This is a genomic window from Mucilaginibacter sp. P4_C11, assembly GCF_056402115.1.
Map to the genome: position 1 here is coordinate 1 of NZ_JBFUIA010000046.1, position 15,771 is coordinate 15,771.

The 15,771-nt window shown below is 44.0% G+C and carries 17 protein-coding genes; 11 read left to right on the plus strand and 6 right to left on the minus strand.

The window, feature by feature from the left end:
* The 5 genes from AC1DU2_RS27885 to AC1DU2_RS27905 all read left to right on the plus strand — a co-directional run.
* On the plus strand, nt 1-236 hold a 236-nt coding region (locus AC1DU2_RS27885; RefSeq protein ID WP_477361537.1), incomplete at its 5' end, for a transposase.
* Nucleotides 237-332: 96 nt separating this feature from the next.
* The gene (locus AC1DU2_RS27890; protein WP_477355909.1) at nt 333-590 is read left to right on the plus strand and encodes a hypothetical protein; all 258 of its coding nucleotides are present in this window, start codon (nt 333-335) and stop codon (nt 588-590) included.
* A gap of 435 nt (nt 591-1,025) precedes the next feature.
* Complete coding sequence (locus tag AC1DU2_RS27895) at nt 1,026-2,507, plus strand: glycine--tRNA ligase (protein ID WP_477388582.1); 1,482 nt, start codon at nt 1,026-1,028, stop codon at nt 2,505-2,507.
* A 254-nt stretch (nt 2,508-2,761) separates the two neighbouring features.
* Nucleotides 2,762-5,209, plus strand: a complete 2,448-nt coding sequence (locus tag AC1DU2_RS27900) for a bifunctional YncE family protein/alkaline phosphatase family protein (RefSeq protein ID WP_477388584.1) — start codon at nt 2,762-2,764, stop codon at nt 5,207-5,209.
* 110 nt (nt 5,210-5,319) lie between these two features.
* Nucleotides 5,320-6,186: an aldose 1-epimerase family protein gene (locus tag AC1DU2_RS27905; RefSeq protein WP_477355900.1), complete on the plus strand. Its 867-nt coding sequence runs from the start codon at nt 5,320-5,322 to the stop codon at nt 6,184-6,186.
* A gap of 158 nt (nt 6,187-6,344) precedes the next feature.
* On the opposite strand, the gene AC1DU2_RS27910 is transcribed toward AC1DU2_RS27905, so the two are convergent.
* The 3 genes from AC1DU2_RS27910 to AC1DU2_RS27920 all read right to left on the minus strand — a co-directional run bounded on the left by AC1DU2_RS27910 (nt 6,345) and on the right by AC1DU2_RS27920 (nt 9,227).
* On the minus strand, nt 6,345-7,103 hold the full coding sequence (locus AC1DU2_RS27910; protein ID WP_477388586.1) for a PLDc N-terminal domain-containing protein: 759 nt from the start codon (nt 7,101-7,103) through the stop codon (nt 6,345-6,347).
* Nucleotides 7,104-7,238: 135 nt separating this feature from the next.
* The gene (locus tag AC1DU2_RS27915; protein ID WP_477388588.1) at nt 7,239-7,568 is read right to left on the minus strand and encodes a hypothetical protein; all 330 of its coding nucleotides are present in this window, start codon (nt 7,566-7,568) and stop codon (nt 7,239-7,241) included.
* A gap of 99 nt (nt 7,569-7,667) precedes the next feature.
* Nucleotides 7,668-9,227 (minus strand): DHA2 family efflux MFS transporter permease subunit, encoded by a 1,560-nt coding sequence (locus tag AC1DU2_RS27920; RefSeq protein WP_477388590.1) that lies wholly within the window; start codon nt 9,225-9,227, stop codon nt 7,668-7,670.
* A gap of 131 nt (nt 9,228-9,358) precedes the next feature.
* Here AC1DU2_RS27920 and AC1DU2_RS27925 point away from each other — a divergent pair, with 131 nt between their 5' ends.
* From AC1DU2_RS27925 to AC1DU2_RS27935, 3 genes are all read left to right on the plus strand, one after another.
* A complete protein-coding gene (locus AC1DU2_RS27925; RefSeq protein WP_477355886.1) occupies nt 9,359-10,354 on the plus strand; it encodes a helix-turn-helix domain-containing protein in 996 nt (331 codons plus the stop codon).
* Nucleotides 10,355-10,474: 120 nt separating this feature from the next.
* The gene (locus AC1DU2_RS27930; RefSeq protein WP_477388592.1) at nt 10,475-10,744 is read left to right on the plus strand and encodes a DUF4342 domain-containing protein; all 270 of its coding nucleotides are present in this window, start codon (nt 10,475-10,477) and stop codon (nt 10,742-10,744) included.
* Nucleotides 10,745-10,775: 31 nt separating this feature from the next.
* Complete coding sequence (locus AC1DU2_RS27935) at nt 10,776-11,342, plus strand: hypothetical protein (protein WP_477388594.1); 567 nt, start codon at nt 10,776-10,778, stop codon at nt 11,340-11,342.
* A 75-nt stretch (nt 11,343-11,417) separates the two neighbouring features.
* Here the strand turns inward: AC1DU2_RS27935 and AC1DU2_RS27940 are convergent, their stop codons facing one another.
* Together AC1DU2_RS27940 and AC1DU2_RS27945 are read right to left on the minus strand one after the other, a co-directional pair.
* A complete protein-coding gene (locus AC1DU2_RS27940; RefSeq protein WP_477388596.1) occupies nt 11,418-11,810 on the minus strand; it encodes a DoxX family protein in 393 nt (130 codons plus the stop codon).
* A 161-nt stretch (nt 11,811-11,971) separates the two neighbouring features.
* On the minus strand, nt 11,972-13,132 hold the full coding sequence (locus AC1DU2_RS27945) for an acyltransferase family protein (RefSeq protein ID WP_477388598.1): 1,161 nt from the start codon (nt 13,130-13,132) through the stop codon (nt 11,972-11,974).
* 155 nt (nt 13,133-13,287) lie between these two features.
* Here AC1DU2_RS27945 and AC1DU2_RS27950 point away from each other — a divergent pair, with 155 nt between their 5' ends.
* Entirely contained in the window at nt 13,288-13,770 is a 483-nt protein-coding gene (locus tag AC1DU2_RS27950) for an N-acetyltransferase family protein (protein WP_477388600.1), read from the plus strand.
* Between the two features lie 7 nt (nt 13,771-13,777).
* On the opposite strand, the gene AC1DU2_RS27955 is transcribed toward AC1DU2_RS27950, so the two are convergent.
* Nucleotides 13,778-14,518, minus strand: coding sequence for a hypothetical protein (locus AC1DU2_RS27955; RefSeq protein WP_477388602.1), 741 nt, complete (start codon nt 14,516-14,518; stop codon nt 13,778-13,780).
* Nucleotides 14,519-14,721: 203 nt separating this feature from the next.
* Here AC1DU2_RS27955 and AC1DU2_RS27960 point away from each other — a divergent pair, with 203 nt between their 5' ends.
* Both AC1DU2_RS27960 and AC1DU2_RS27965 read left to right on the plus strand, forming a co-directional pair.
* The gene (locus tag AC1DU2_RS27960) at nt 14,722-15,201 is read left to right on the plus strand and encodes a hypothetical protein (RefSeq protein ID WP_477355868.1); all 480 of its coding nucleotides are present in this window, start codon (nt 14,722-14,724) and stop codon (nt 15,199-15,201) included.
* Entirely contained in the window at nt 15,198-15,707 is a 510-nt protein-coding gene (locus AC1DU2_RS27965) for a hypothetical protein (RefSeq protein WP_477388604.1), read from the plus strand. The genes AC1DU2_RS27960 and AC1DU2_RS27965 overlap by 4 nt, the downstream gene beginning before the upstream one ends.
* Nucleotides 15,708-15,771: the final 64 nt, after the last annotated feature.

Consider the following 15,771-nt stretch of genomic DNA (forward strand, 5'->3'; position numbering starts at 1 on the left):
GCGCACATTGGGGGATAGAAAATCAGTTGCACTGGCAACTGGATGTTGGTTTTGGCGAAGACTACAATACCACACGCAACAGGCAGGCCGCTCAAAACCTGGCAGTCGTCAGAAAAATAGCCTTAAATATTCTGAAAGCTGATAAAACCAGCAAGGCCAGCCTGAAGGCCAAACGAAAAATGGCTGGTTGGAACCATAAATTTCTGTTAACGCTTATCGCTAATAAAAATTTCTAATGCGTCAGCCCTGAGTAAAAAAATACTTAACCGATAACATCTGGCCCATTATTTTTTATTTCCAAATTCTGCTTATTTTAGGCTGAAGCTTACGACATGAAAAAAACAATACCAAAATGGTTCTTCATAATTAGCAATGCAGTATATGCTTATGTATCGGCATCAATGATAGTTAGGCTGTTAATTTTTTTATTAAAATCATGCTGGGGTGTTTCGGCAAAACTGCTCACCGGCAACGGCATTAACCCGGTAAAACTGATTTTAACATTTGTATTTATATCGTTACTGGTATTTAACTACTGGCTGTTTTCTAAAATAACGCCACGTGTATGGTTAAGGTTTAGCAGGCGATAGTTGCTGCCAATTTATGGCGATGAGTAGAGTTAAAAGCGTCCGCTTTTGTCCGAAATAGAGTGAGGGCACCTGTGCGGACGGACGGCCTCATCGCTTCCGGGTTTTGCGTTAGGGATAGCAGTGGATACCGGCCCGCGCCTAATGCCTGTGCAGTATGAACGGATGAGCCCGGCCCGAAGGGAACGCCATTGTTATTTCGGATGTGGGAATTTCGATTTCGGATTTATTTTGATTTGCGATTACCTATACTTGCGAAGTTCTGAAAACTTCGCAATTTCCCGCTCTTCCATTCTGCTAATTCTTAAATTCTATAAACGGCGTAGCCTTCTTGAACACCATTAAACAAATACTTCTTGAAAAATTCTGATTCAGACAAATTCCGAAATCGAAATTCCCAAATCCGAAATAAACAAAAAAACTATCTTTGCAGCTATTATGAGCAAATCAACCGACGAACTTTTTAAAAATGTTATATCGCATGCCAAGGAGTATGGCTTTGTTTTCCCATCGAGCGAAATTTATGATGGTTTAAGCGCTGTTTACGATTACGGCCAAAATGGTGCCGAACTGAAGAACAACATTAAAACCTACTGGTGGAAAGCCATGGTGCAAATGCATGACAACATTGTTGGTATTGATAGCGCCATATTTATGCACCCCAAAATTTGGAAAGCCAGCGGCCACGTTGATGGTTTCAGCGATCCGATGATTGACAACAAGGACTCGAAGAAACGTTACCGCGCCGATCAGCTTTTGGAGGATAAGATTGACCGTTACGATAAGGATGGTAAAACCGATAAAGCCGAGCAACTGCAGCACGATATGGACGAGGCCCTTAAAAATGAGGACCTGCCCCGCCTTAAAGAACTGATTATTGAACACGAAATTGCCTGCCCGGTAAGTGGTACCCGCAACTGGACAGATGTGCGCCAGTTTAACCTGATGTTTAGCACCCAAATGGGCGCCGTGGCTGATGATGCCGACCTGATTTACCTTCGCCCGGAGACCGCGCAGGGTATTTTTGTGAACTATTTGAACGTGCAAAAATCGGGCAGGATGAAAATTCCTTTCGGTATTGCGCAAATAGGCAAGGCTTTCCGTAACGAGGTTATTGCCCGCCAGTTCATTATCCGCATGCGCGAGTTTGAACAAATGGAGATGCAATACTTTGTACGCCCTGGCACTCAAAAAGAGTGGTTTGAAAAATGGAAAGCTGCCCGTTTAAAATGGCATCTTGCCCTGGGTACCGATGAGGCCAAATACCGTTATCACGAACACGTAAAACTGGCGCATTACGCCGATGCCGCTTTTGATATTGAGTTTAACTTTCCGTTTGGATTTAAAGAGGTAGAGGGCATACACAGCCGTACCGATTTTGACTTAAGCCAGCACGAAAAATTCTCGAACAAAAAGATGCAGTACTTTGACCCCGAGGTTGACCCGGAAACAGGCAAACCTTATGGCAACTATGTGCCTTACGTTATTGAAACTTCGATAGGGTTGGATAGGATGTTCCTGCTCACGATGATAAACGCTTTTGAAGAGGAAGAACTGAGCACCGAAGAGAAACAGGACAGCCGTACCGTACTGCACCTGCACCCTTGCCTTGCACCGGTTAAAGCGGCTATTTTCCCGCTTACCAAAAAGGATGGCTTGCCCGAGAAAGCCCGCGAAATTATGGACCGTCTGAAGCTTGACTTTAACATACAGTACGAAGAAAAAGATGCCATTGGCAAGCGCTACCGCCGCCAGGATGCTATTGGTACGCCTTTCTGTATCACGGTTGACCATCAGAGTTTGGAGGACGATACCGTAACCATCCGCTACCGCGATACCATGGCCCAGGAACGCGTAGCCAGCGCCGACCTTGAAAAAATCATCGGCGACCAGGTAAGCTGGAAGAATTTGCTGAAGTAAGTAAATATATAACTCCTGTCATTTCGACGAACAGCGAGATGGCATGGGCAATGGGGTGAGGAGAAATCTTATACAAGCGACAAGCGAACACGCAAGTCGTAAAAGATTTCTCCTCACCCCTTTCTTTTACCCACCACCTGTTCGTCGAAATGACAGCTATGTTAATTATAGCAATAATCTTACATATTATGTTTTTGTTAAGTAACACATCATAACCGTTTGTTTGTTTAGTTTTGACGTACAATCATTCGGTTATGAAACAAAAGCTACTCATCGGCTTAGCTATTTTAGCATCGTCAGTTACAACATTTGCCCAAACACCCGGCAAAATAGCCCAAACAGGGCAGGTTTTATTACCCAACGGCTGGAAGCTTAGCCCGGCAGGCACATCCCTGCCCCTGGGCGATTTGCCGCTCAACATCCAGCTATCGGCCTCGGGCAAGCTGCTGGCGGTTACCAACAACGGCCAAAGTACCCAGTCCATCCAGCTTATCGACCCAAAAAACGAGAAGCTGCTGGATGAAAAGGTGATAGCCAAATCATGGTACGGGCTTACTTTCAGCAAAGACGAGAAAAGGCTTTACGCATCGGGCGGTAACGATAACCTGATCTATGTTTTTAATATAACCGGCACTAAACTGGGCAAACCCGATACTATTAAACTGGCGCCAAAATCATGGCCAAAAGACAAGGTATCGCCGAGTGGAATAGCGGTCAATAAAAGCGACACCAGGCTTTATGTGGTTACTAAAGAGGATAGCACACTTTATACGGTTAACCCTAACGATGGTAAAACATTACAACGGCTCAAGCTGCCATCTGAGGGCTATAGCTGCATCTTATCGCCAAATGAAAAAACGCTTTATATTTCTTTATGGGGATGCGGCCAGCTTGGTATTTACGATGTAGCTACCCAAACGCTTAAAACCATAAAAACAGGCAGCAACCCCAACGAATTGCTGCTGAATAAAAAAGGCAGCCTGTTGTTTGTAGCCAACGCCAATGATAACTCGGTATCGGTAATAAACACGACAACGCGCAGGGCGCTTGAAACTATTTCTACAGCCTTATACCCTACCCATCTTACCGGCTCAACTACCAACGGCCTTGCCTTATCGGCCGATGAAAAAATGCTGTACATAGCCAATGCCGATAACAATTGCCTGGCCGTGTTTGATGTAAGCAAACCCGGCAGCAGCCGCAGTATGGGCTTTATACCCGTAGGCTGGTACCCTACCAACGTTAAAATATTGGGTAAAAAAATACTGGTTGCCAACGGCAAAGGTTTTACATCAATGGCCAACCCGCAAGGCCCGCAGCCTGTAAAAAAGGCCGATAACAGCGGCTATCAAAAGGGGGCTATCAATAGCAGGGAACAATACATTGGCGGCTTATTTAAAGGCGCACTGTCGTTTATAAATACGCCAAACCTAAATGAGCTTAAGGCTTATACCAAACAGGTGTATGCCAACACGCCTTTTAACAACAAAATAGCCAAAACAGCACCGGGCGAAGAGGGCAACCCTATCCCCCGCCGGATGGGCGAAAAATCGCCTATTAAGCATGTGTTTTACATTATTAAAGAAAACCGCACTTACGACCAGGTTTTGGGCGATATGCCGCAGGGCAACGGCGATACTTCGTTGTGTATTTTTGATAAAAAAGTAACGCCCAACCACCACGCCATTGCCAGCGAGTTTGTACTGCTTGATAACTTTTATGTAGACGCGGAAGTAAGTGCGGACGGACACAACTGGAGCAACGCCGCCTACGCCACCGATTTTGTAGAGAAAACATGGCCAACCAGCTATGGTAGCCGCGGTGGTAATTACGACTACGAGGGCACCCGCAAAACAGCCTACCCCCGCGATGGCTTTATATGGGATTACTGCAAACGGGCCGGTGTAAGCTACCGCACCTACGGCGAATTTGTTACCGATGGCAACCCGGGTAAGGCCAGCCTTAAATCATTAGAGGGGCATTACTGCACGCAGTCGCCGGGCTTTGACCTGGGTGTGAAGGATATTAAACGCGTAGATATTTGGAAACACGATTTCGATTCGTTACTGGCTATTAACGCTGTGCCCCGTTTTAACAGCGTGAGGATTGGGAACGACCATACCAGCGGGCAGCGCAAAGGTGCCCTATCGCCCATAGCGGCTGTTGGGGATAATGACCAGGCAATAGGCCAGTTTATTGAACACCTGTCTAAAAGTCCCATCTGGAAGGAGTCGGTAGTCTTTATTTTAGAGGATGATGCCCAAAACGGGCCCGACCATGTGGATGCACACCGATCGCCGGTGTTTGTTGCCGGGCCATATGTAAAGCGCAACACGGTGATACATGGCATGTACTCCACATCAGGCGTATTACGCACCATCGAGCTGATATTAGGCCTGCCGCCCATGAGCCAGTACGATGCTGCCGCCATGCCTTTATATGATTGCTTTACCAGCAAAGCCGACTTTAGCCCGTACGTGGCCAAAGCCGCACAGGTTGACCTGGAGCAGCGCAACGTTGCCGTAAATGAAAGCAGCCGCCGGTCTGAATTGTTTAACCTGACCAAGGAAGATGCAGCACCCGATATCGATTTGAACGAAGTGATCTGGAAGTTTGTTAAAGGCGAAACTGCGGTTATGCCAGCGCCAAAACGGAGCGCTTTTGTGATATTGGAGCCAAAGAAGGAAGAAGATGATGATTAGTGGCAGATGAAGGAAGTATGAATTAATAGAAATTAGAAAATCTAACTTTGAAGTAATTCCTGAAATTCAAACAAATCCCTAACTTCGGGTTCTGTCAAATTCTAATTGTTATGATTACCATCGAAAACGAATACCTGAAGGCAAGCATCGATACTAAAGGTGCGCAGTTAAGTTCATTAATTGATAAGGCAACCGGCGTTGAACACATTTGGCAGGCCGATGCCGCCATTTGGCCCTGGCATGCACCCAACTTATTCCCGGTAGTAGGTGGCTTAATTGATAACCAACTGGTGGTTGATGGCAGCAAGTACCCCATGGGCCGCCATGGCTTTGCCAGGCAATCGGAGTTTATAACATTAGATGCTGGTGATGTTTCGGCTAGTTTTTCGTTGCCTTATTGTGATAATACTTTAAAGGCATACCCCTTTAAGTTTGATTACCAGGTACTGTATACGTTGATAGATAACGCCCTCAGGATAACCTACAAGGTAATTAACCTTGATAAAAAAACCATCTACTTTTCTGTTGGCGCCCACCCGGCGTTTAACGTTCCATTTAACAAAGGCGAGAAGTACGAGGATTATTACATTGAATTTGAAACGGATGAACACCTGGAAACAGAACTACTATCGGCCGATGGTTTTTTTAATGGCGAAAGTCACCCGGTAGCCACGCCCAAAAACAGGCTTCAATTAACCCGCGATCTATTTAATGCCGATGCGCTGGTGTTTAAAGAGTTAAAATCGAGGATGGTAACCATAAAAAGCGACAAGCACGGCCAAACACTATCGGTTGAGTTCCCCCATTTTAGCTATTTGGGCATCTGGGCCAAACCCGGTGCCGATTTTGTGTGCATCGAGCCATGGTTAGGCTGCGCAGATACCGCAGGCGAGCAAAAAGACATTAAACACAAAGAAGCTATCCAGAAACTAAGCCCGGGCCATGTTTTTGAAGCACCGTTTTTTGTGAGTTTTTAAGGGTAAGCTGTACTATTTTCCTGTCGTTACACTGGGCACCTGTGGACGGACGGACACCTTTGGCAATCATCATAATTGCTACTGATACCGCTGCCTGACGTCGCAATAGATAGCGGGGCATCCCGAAAGTTGCAACCCCATCCGGAACAAACAAACAGCTACGCTACTGCCAGTTTCTTTAGCTCATCCTTGGTTTTGGCAAACCAAACTTTATTGGCTTTGCGTTCCATAGCGCTTAGCTGGCGTTCTTCGTTCAGGATATCGGCAAAAACCTGGTAGGCATCGTCTGGGCGGTTTTGCCTTATCAGGAACAATCCGTATTGATAGCGGGGCTCAAAGTACGAGTAGCGGCCCTTCATCGCCTTAAATTCCTTTTCGGCTAAATCAACCTGTCCCGTGTTTTCCAGGGCTTCTGCATACTTCATATGCGCTTTTGAGCGGGCAAACTGGGGTAGTTTATAAATTTTCTGCGCTATCGGGATAATCTCCTGGTAACGCTGTTGCTCGTAATAGGCAATAATTAACTGGGCAAGTACATGTTCATTCTCGGCAAAGGCCCCCGTTAGGCTGGCCTGGTATATCTCAACAGCTTTATCGGTAAAACCTGCCTCCAGGTACGCATCGGCCAGCTTTACTTTGTTTGCAAAGGTATCTGTAAAGCGCAGTTCATCCTCCAGCCGTTTTAGTTTTACGCCGGGGTTAAGTACTGCGCCCACATCCACTTTAGGCATGYGGATGGCATGGCGGTTGGTTAAAATTTCTTTATAAATATAATAAAGGCAACCTACAACAGGGATAACAATAAGTATCCAAAGCCATTGTTGTTGGGTACCCCTGCGCAGGCAATGAATAATACAAAAGGCTTCTAAAATAAGTACCAAATAATAATAGCTGCCGCCGCCAAAAAGCATATTCATATTGCAAAAGGTATTAGAGTTGTAGTTATCATCAAAAATAAAAAATTGCAGCGTTCTGTTTAACTTTTTTGAACTAAAATAAAGCTTTCGGCACTTTTGAATTGGTTAGGTAAATAGTGTATTGGAAAATCAAACCTACCATTCCTCGCGCCACTCTTCGGTCACGTCGCCATCATAGAACAAGCCGGCTGCTTCGGCTGCCTTTTGGATAAATTCGGCCAGGTCTTCGCGCTCCGTGGTTTCAATAAAGTAATCATGATCAATATTCAGCTGGTCAAAGCCTTTTACAACGGCTTCAATGGCTTTCCAGACAGTTCGTTCATTAGTAGCGCCCTGTAAGGCGGCAATATAATTATCCAGCAATACATCGGCTGCAGTAATGGCCTCTTCGGTAAAAAATTCGCTGCCGTCATCTAAGTGCGCTTTCCAACCTACTGTCGGCCTTTGGGTTTTTATCGGTTCCATAAGGTTTTGTGGATTTATATGGCCTAAGATAGTTTAATGACAGTGCATTTGCAAAACCTAATAAAGGCATGAAGTACAGGGGGTTGAAAGAGGCCCGTTTCAGTGCGCATCGGGAATTTCTACTTTCCCAACTTTAACCTGTTGCTTTTTTTTGATAGTGAGGATAACCAGCGGAATACAGCAGGCATTTAAAATGGCCAGCAGCAAAAACGCGTCCATATAGCTCAGCAAGAAGGTTTGCCTTACCACCAGCCTTTCAAGGGCCTCAATAGATTGGGCAAGGGCGTGCAGGTAGTTGGCACCATGCGCCATAAAATTGCTGATGTATGATTGTTGCCGGTGTATAGTTAAATCGTCGGCAGCGGTTACGTGGGTTATTAAGGCCATCCGGTTGGCGGCTTCGCGGTGGGCAATATAGGTATTGGTGAGGGCGATGCCAAAAGAACCGCCCATTTGCCGCATCATGTTATTTAAAGCAGCCCCCTGGGGTATGTCGGCAGGTTTAAGCTCCGACACTGCCAGGGCGGTAAGCGGCACAATCAATAAAGCAGCACCCAGGCCCCTGAAAATAAGCGGCAGCAGGAAATTGGCGTCGCCGGATTGCAGGCTATTGCGCGACATAAGATAGCCAAACGCAGCAGTTAACCCAAACCCGCAAATAATCAAATACTGCGGCCGGATGCCGCTCTGGATCATCTTACCTAAAAAAGGCGAGATCATGGCAGCCATTAACGTTCCCGGCAACAGGATGGTACCGGTCTGGAAAGCAGTATAGCCAATAATGCGCTGTGTATACAACGGAAAAACAAATAGGGCACTTAGCAGTCCAAAGCCCAGCACAAATGTCATGACGGCCGAAATAGCAAGCGTACTGCTTTTAAGCACCCGGAGGTTAATAACCGGGTTATCGATAACCAGTTGCCGCCATATTAGCAGGAACAGGCTAATAAAGGCAATAACACTTAAGGCAATGATATAGTTGGCGGCAAACCAATCGTCGGTTTGGCCACGCTCTAAAACTACCTGTAAAGCGCCGATGCCAATTACCAATAATATAATGCCCCACCAGTCGATAGCCTTTTGAACGGCCGGCCTGGGTGTTTCCTTGATGAAAATATAGGATAGGAATGCTGCCGCCAGGCCTATTGGGATGTTGACATAAAAAATCCACTGCCATTGGTAATTATCAACAATAAAACCACCCAGCACAGGGCCTATAGAGGGGCCTATAATGATACCCAGGCTAAAAATGCCGCTGGCGACAGGCCTGTCTTTAACAGAAAAGGTATCAAACAAAATAGATTGTGAGGTAGATAGCAACGCCCCGCCACCTATGCCCTGCAAAAACCTGAAGATAACTAACTCCCATAAGTTGGTCGAGAAACCGCACATAACCGATGCAGCCGTAAACAACAGTATCGACCCGATATAGTATTGTTTACGGCCAAATGTTTGCGCCAGGAAACTGGTCATGGGGATAATAATAACGTTGGCGATAGCATAGGAGGTGATAACCCATGCGGTATCCTCAAGGGTGGAGCCAAGGTTACCGCTCATGGTATTAATTGATACGTTCACAATAGTCGAATCAATAAGTTCGATGATTGTTGATGTGATAATGGTGATAACGATGATCCATTTTCTGAAACCGGTTTCCATACGGCATTTTTTTTGAAACAAAAGTAGATGCAGCTTGCAAAAACGGGCTTATAGAATTCAATCAGATAATTATAAAATTCAAATACACACCGAATCCATTTATAGCTAAACACAAACAATCTTACTTTAAATTGACAAAACAAGCACAAATAGAAAACCATGTAAGCTATAAAAATCAAACAGAAATTTGCAATAATAAAGGCAACGCTTTAGCTTTACATATGCTTACAGAAACCCTGCAGGAATTTTACCAGCGCCACCCCGACGGAACCAACAACCCTTTTAGCATGAACAATGCCGGGCAGGGGCATTTCAACGTTTTTTTGCGCAGGGGTTGCGTTAAACGATCTCCGTTTGGGCGGCGGGATTTTTATAAGATAGCCCTGGTAATAGGCACCGGCATTATGCATTACACCGATAACCATGTTATTATTGACAAACCGGCACTGGTATTTTCAGGACCGTTGGTACCATCGTCATGGGAGCAAAACTCCTTGGAGCAAACAGGCTGGTTTTGCCTGTTTACCGAGGCCTTTATCGAATCGCACGAGCATCAACATGCCATCCGAAATTTCCCGTTGTTTAGGCCCGATACCAACCACATTCTATTCTTGGACGATGCGCAGCTCGCCTTTTTATCGGCTGTACTTAACAAAATGATGCAGGAGATGGATTCCGACTATCCAAATAAATACGATTTATTGCGCAGCTACCTTCAAATTATGCTGCATGAAGCTTTGAAGATACAGCCACCACAAACTGCCGAAAAAAACATCAGTGGGGCTGCAAGGATAACCAGCTTATTCCTGGAGCACCTGGAGCGCCAGTTTCCTATTGATTCGCCGGGGCAGTACCTTAAACTGAAAACAGCCAACGATTTTGCCCAAAACCTGGCTGTACATGTAAATCATTTAAACCGATCTGTAAAAGAGATAACCGGCAAAACAACTACCCATCACATTAGCGACAGGATTTTGAAAGAAGCCCATGCCCTGCTGAAGCACACCGACTGGACCATCGCCCAAATTGCCAATGGCCTTGGCTTTGAAGAACCTGCCTATTTTACCAACTTTTTCAAGAAACACACGGGGGCGTCGCCGGGCGTATCCAGGGCTTTGATTGTTTAATTATATTTTATCGGTAACAAAATGAGCTGGTTAGAGTCATAGGTATATTAATACAAATTACTGCAACCTGCAAGTTTTGCTGAATTATTATTAAAAATTAACCCATTAATAACACCTATCATGGCCACAAAAGAATCATTCTCTATAAACGGAGATATCCTGCTTAAAAAAGTAAAAGACCTGATTGCCGAAGGCAACATCAGAAAAATAACTATAACCGATCATTCAGGCAAAGAACTGATGACTTTCCCTTTGGCAGTAGGCCTTGTGGGCATTTTCCTGGCACCTGTATTGGCGGCAGTTGGCGCAGTAGCCGCGTTAGTTGGCGAGTGTACCATTACTGTTGAACGGGAAGAACCTAAAGAAGCGGAAGAAAAAGAAGAAATATAAAATAACTACCGTAATTTGGCGACGAAAAAAAATGGACATGCCTGCACCCAATATTTCGTCGCCAGATTACGTTAACAGCCTTACATTCGATTATATTGAAACCTATTCGTTTCAGCGCGGCGGCGATTACCAGGTACGGCTCAATGTGATCCTTGCCGAACTTGAGGCACTTAAAACCCGTAGCGAAAACCAAACACTCACTTCCGGCGAGACAGAACGACACATCCACTTGAGCAACGTATATCATAAGGTGGGGTCATACATTATTGACGAAAACGGGCAATTTCATCAATCAGCCATAAAAACAACTACTTTTAAACGACAGACCCCTGAAGTTGATCGCTTAATAACGATATTGAATATCCCGGCTGTTAACATCCCCTATTGGATGTGTTCCCCTGTTTACCGCGACGCGGTGGTATTTTATGACAAGGATAGCAATATCATCTCGGCACTAAATGTGTGCCTTGGCTGTGAATACATGGCCATCCAACCATCCGAGGAAATAAATACTGATGCCGAAACCTACACGTTAATACAACAGTTTTTTATCGGTTTAGGGCACCAGGTTCAAGATGATTACCCCACGGCAACCTGATCATGCCGGTTATATACTGGTGTCGAGATCAAAAACAGGCATTTACGCCTTGTGCTTCGATAAAAAGCTAAGCGGCTATTTTATATTACCGGTACTTTTAAGCGCCCAATACACCAGCACAGGCTGAAAAAACAACCGCGCAAATCGTTTACCATTTGTATCTAATCCAAATGCGCTGCGTTTATTTACATATTGCGAGATATTACCGGGGAATATAGCGGTAAAAAAGGCGGCCGCTATTTTACCTGTAGTTGCCTTGTATTTTTCGGGGGCCAGCACCAATGCACTTCCTAATGTTATTTCGGCAATGCCGGAGTATACCACGGTATCGTCTGTTTTTAATGGCACCCAATCGGGTACTTGCGCCTTAAAATCTTTGCGGGCAAATGTAAGATGGCTGATGCCGGCAAATATTAAACCGGCCCCTAATAATAACCGGGCGGCTGTTTTTATGTTCTCGTCTTTCACGGCAGTTTATTTACAATTTGGTTTAACGATACAAATACCATTCCATCTATAAAATATTACCAGCTGGTAATTGCTTTAGCAGCAAAAAGCAATCTTTATCTGCCCGTTGAATCGAATTCGTCAAAAGTCATTTTAACTTGACAGTTTGACGTTAAATCTGTTTATACAATGGCCTTCACTCCCGGCACCTTAACTAACACAGCCGCCAGCAAAAATGAACCAACAACAGCGCCAGGTGCAACAACTAACAATTTAAAGGCAGGATCGACAGCCCATGGTTTCAGCAACACCGATAACGAGATCAATACCAGCGGGTGAAAAATATAAACGCAAAAAGTTAAGCGCGAGAGCTTTTTAAAAAAAGCGGATTGATTGTTCCATCTTTGGCGGGCTATACCCAACAGGGCAACGATGATAAAAATACCTATAAATTGTTCCCAAAAGGCATACATTAATGACTGCCAGTTGCCATGCCCATTGAGGGTTTCGATAGGGCTTTTGCTGATAGTTACCACGGCGTACAATACCGGAAACAATACTACTATCATGACCAACGCCATTATGGCAAAACTTTTACCCAATTGATAATTTACATTATTAAGCCATCTCCCCCTTGAAGCTATAATACCCAAAGCAAATAAAGCCACATACTGCGCAAAATGCCCCAACTGAAAACCAACCGGTTTCAAGATCCAGCCGACGGGAAAAAGCCATCGCACAAAGTAGCTGGCAAGTGCCAGCACCGTGGTAAATAAAATAATCTTCCAGCCACCCGGTGGCATTGGTTTTACTACACCTGGCTTTTTATCAAACCACAATCTTACTACTACATACAACACGCTGAATAACAATAAAGCCGCCACAAACCACAGCACCCCAAAATTTATCCAGGGATGAAAGCCGCCCAAAAATTGCAGATAGGTAATGTTATTCCCCTGGGCAAATCTATAAACAAGGTAACTTAAAACCGGCGAAAGTATAAACGAATAAAATATCAGCGGGATACCAAGACGTTTCAATCTATCGCCCAAAAACTTCAGAGCGCCCTTTTTATTATATGACGATTCGGTAAAGTATGCCGAAAGGAAAAAGAAGAAGCCCATGAAAAACGCCTGGTTGGTGGCTACAAACAAAGTCATGGGGATAAGTGCAGCCTTAAGCGTGGTCTTTTCGGTAAGATACCAGCCTCCGGGCGCTCCATACGTAATAAATGCATGATGCATGATCACCAATACGGTAAGCACTACCTTTAAATTATCTACATAGCCTATTTTGGGGCTGTTGCTATTTGCTGACGCAGGGATACCGGTTTCTGTTTGCATAAAGCTGTCGATAAACTATATTGTGAAACAGACGGCAATTTTGCCCCCTTGTTACAGCACGCTGCAAAATTATCTGCCTTTATTTTTTTATCTGAATGGCTAATAGTGCACTTTTGCCATCGTAATAAGCATCACAACTACCAACGTTTATCCCCATGCAAATAAGGCCGGCTACAAAACAGGATTACAACTCAATTTGGGAAATATTCTCGAACGTTATACAAAGCGGCGATACCTACGCTTTTGACCCGGAAACACCGAAGGCCGATTTAGACAAATATTGGTTTGGCAACCCTATTGAAACTTTTGTTGCCGAAGAAGATGGCAAAATATTGGGCACCTATATATTAAAACCCAACCAGCCGGGCCTGGGCAGCCACATTGCCAATTGTGGCTACATGGTTCATCCGGATACCCGCGGCAAAGGCATTGGCAGTTTGTTATGCCTGCACTCTATCGACACAGCTAAAGAACAAGGTTACCGGGGCATGCAATTTAACTTTGTGATTTCAACTAACCAAAAAGCTGTTAAGCTTTGGCAAAAACACGGTTTCGCCATCATTGGAACTACTCCCGGCGGGTTCAGGCACCGTCAACTGGGCTTTGTAGATACCTATATCATGTACAGAAACCTGTAAGTTAAACTTATTGCTTTCCTAAAACGGGTGTCGAAGTGCTCAGGTTGGTATTTCTTTTATCTGCCGGAATCTTTAAAAACGCTTTGTAACTGATATCCAGATAACTAACAAGGTTAAAAGCAGCACTAAAATAGTATTTTGTTGACGGGGTATACAGGATCAGAAAATCATCCATATCCTTTCCCTTTAGGGGCAGGTACTTAGCCATATTTTCGGCATTAAAAACCTTTGCTATTTCATCCTGTTGCTGTTGGTTTTTTAAAAAGGCGGCTTGTTTAGCTTTTCGTTTTTCGTCCTTTTTAAAATAGTGTAATCTTATAGCAACGCCCCCTTTATAATATTGAGGATATTTTTCATCGGGCTGGTAAACCACCGTTTGATTATGATAATCTGGCGACTGGAACGAGCCTGTGTGCTTGGCTTCGGTTGCAGTAACATCAACCTGTTTAAGCATATTATGTTCCGGTACCAGGAAAATTTCCATTGGTTTATTGTCGGTTAACAGCACGGTATCTGCCCGGTAAAAACTGCCGCTGAATACCAACACCTCTCCCACTTTACCTCCGATGGTAAATGAGCCGCCTTTATCTGTTATGAAAACTTTATGAGTGGCCTGGTTTTCAATTCTGATGCCTTGTAGCGTTACACGCGTTTTATTTTCAAATACAACCCCGGTTTGAATAGTTTGCCCAATGGCCAATGCCGGAATTACGCTGCCCAGTAGTAATAAAAGTAGATGTTTAAGCATGTTTAAAAATAAGCATAAATCCTATCTGTAACTGCAACGAAATTGCATTTTAACTAAAATTAACATTTAACTATAAATACGTATACCTCAGATACTTAAAAGTCATTTTATTGAAAAAAGATAATTTTTAAACTAACTTTTAATTTAAAAAAGTAATTATATTTGATTCCAGTTTTTAAACCAAGTCCCTCTTTACTTTGATTTTGAATACGCAGTTACAAACTTCCGGAACCTTTGCTGAGGGCAAGTCATTAGCTGTTCATAATCTGTATAATAACTACGCAGCCATGCTATTGGGCTATATATTTGAGGTTGTAAAAAACCGATCAGAAGCCGAGCAATACCTCATTGCTGTTTTTACCGATGCCCAAAGCCAGATTGACGAATTTTATAAACCGGGTGTAAATGCGTTTTGCCGCCTGCAGCTGATGGCCCGTAAAAAGCTGGCAGATTTTTTTTTAAGTATCGGGGAATGTAACATTGGTGGCAGCCAACACCAGCAGCCGTTTACAGGTAAAAATAAGTTTATCCAACAGATGGATACCCAACAACAATTTGTTTTTTGTGGGTTGCACTGGCATGGCAAAACGATTGGTAAAGTTGCAGCAGAATTAAACAAGACTGAAAACGACATCAGAAAAATATTGAAGGAGTGTTTTACGATTATCAGGAACAGTAAATGAGGATTGAGGATTACATAGAGAGCGGAATACTGGAAACCTTTGTAACGGGCGCTGCATCTGACGATGAGGTTAAGGAACTGATGTACATGAAAGCCATGTTCCCGGAGGTTAATGAAGCCTTGCTACAACTGGAACTGGATATGGAGCGTATAGCTCAAAACATGGCCATTACGCCTCCGGCTGATACCTGGAATAAAATAGAGCAGGAAATAAGCGATATTATTTTACGCGAAGCCACCCAACCCGAAAAATACGCCAGGCAAAGTAGTGAAGAGAAATTCGATGGCAACAAAAATTACAACAACAAACATCATTATATAGAAGTAGAAGCCGAAGCCGAATCGAGTCACATAAAAATACACAAAAACTGGAAATGGGTTTTTGCAGCAGTTTTTGTATTGGGCAAGATATTTTTAGGCTGCGCTATTTATTTTTATTTGGAGAACAGGCAGGCACAACAACAAATACAAGAGTTGAAAACCGAGCTTAAACAGGTGAAAAAATAATACCAACTTGCTGGTATATGATGATGTTGGCTGATGTAATATATTTGACCTCCTTACCTTTATT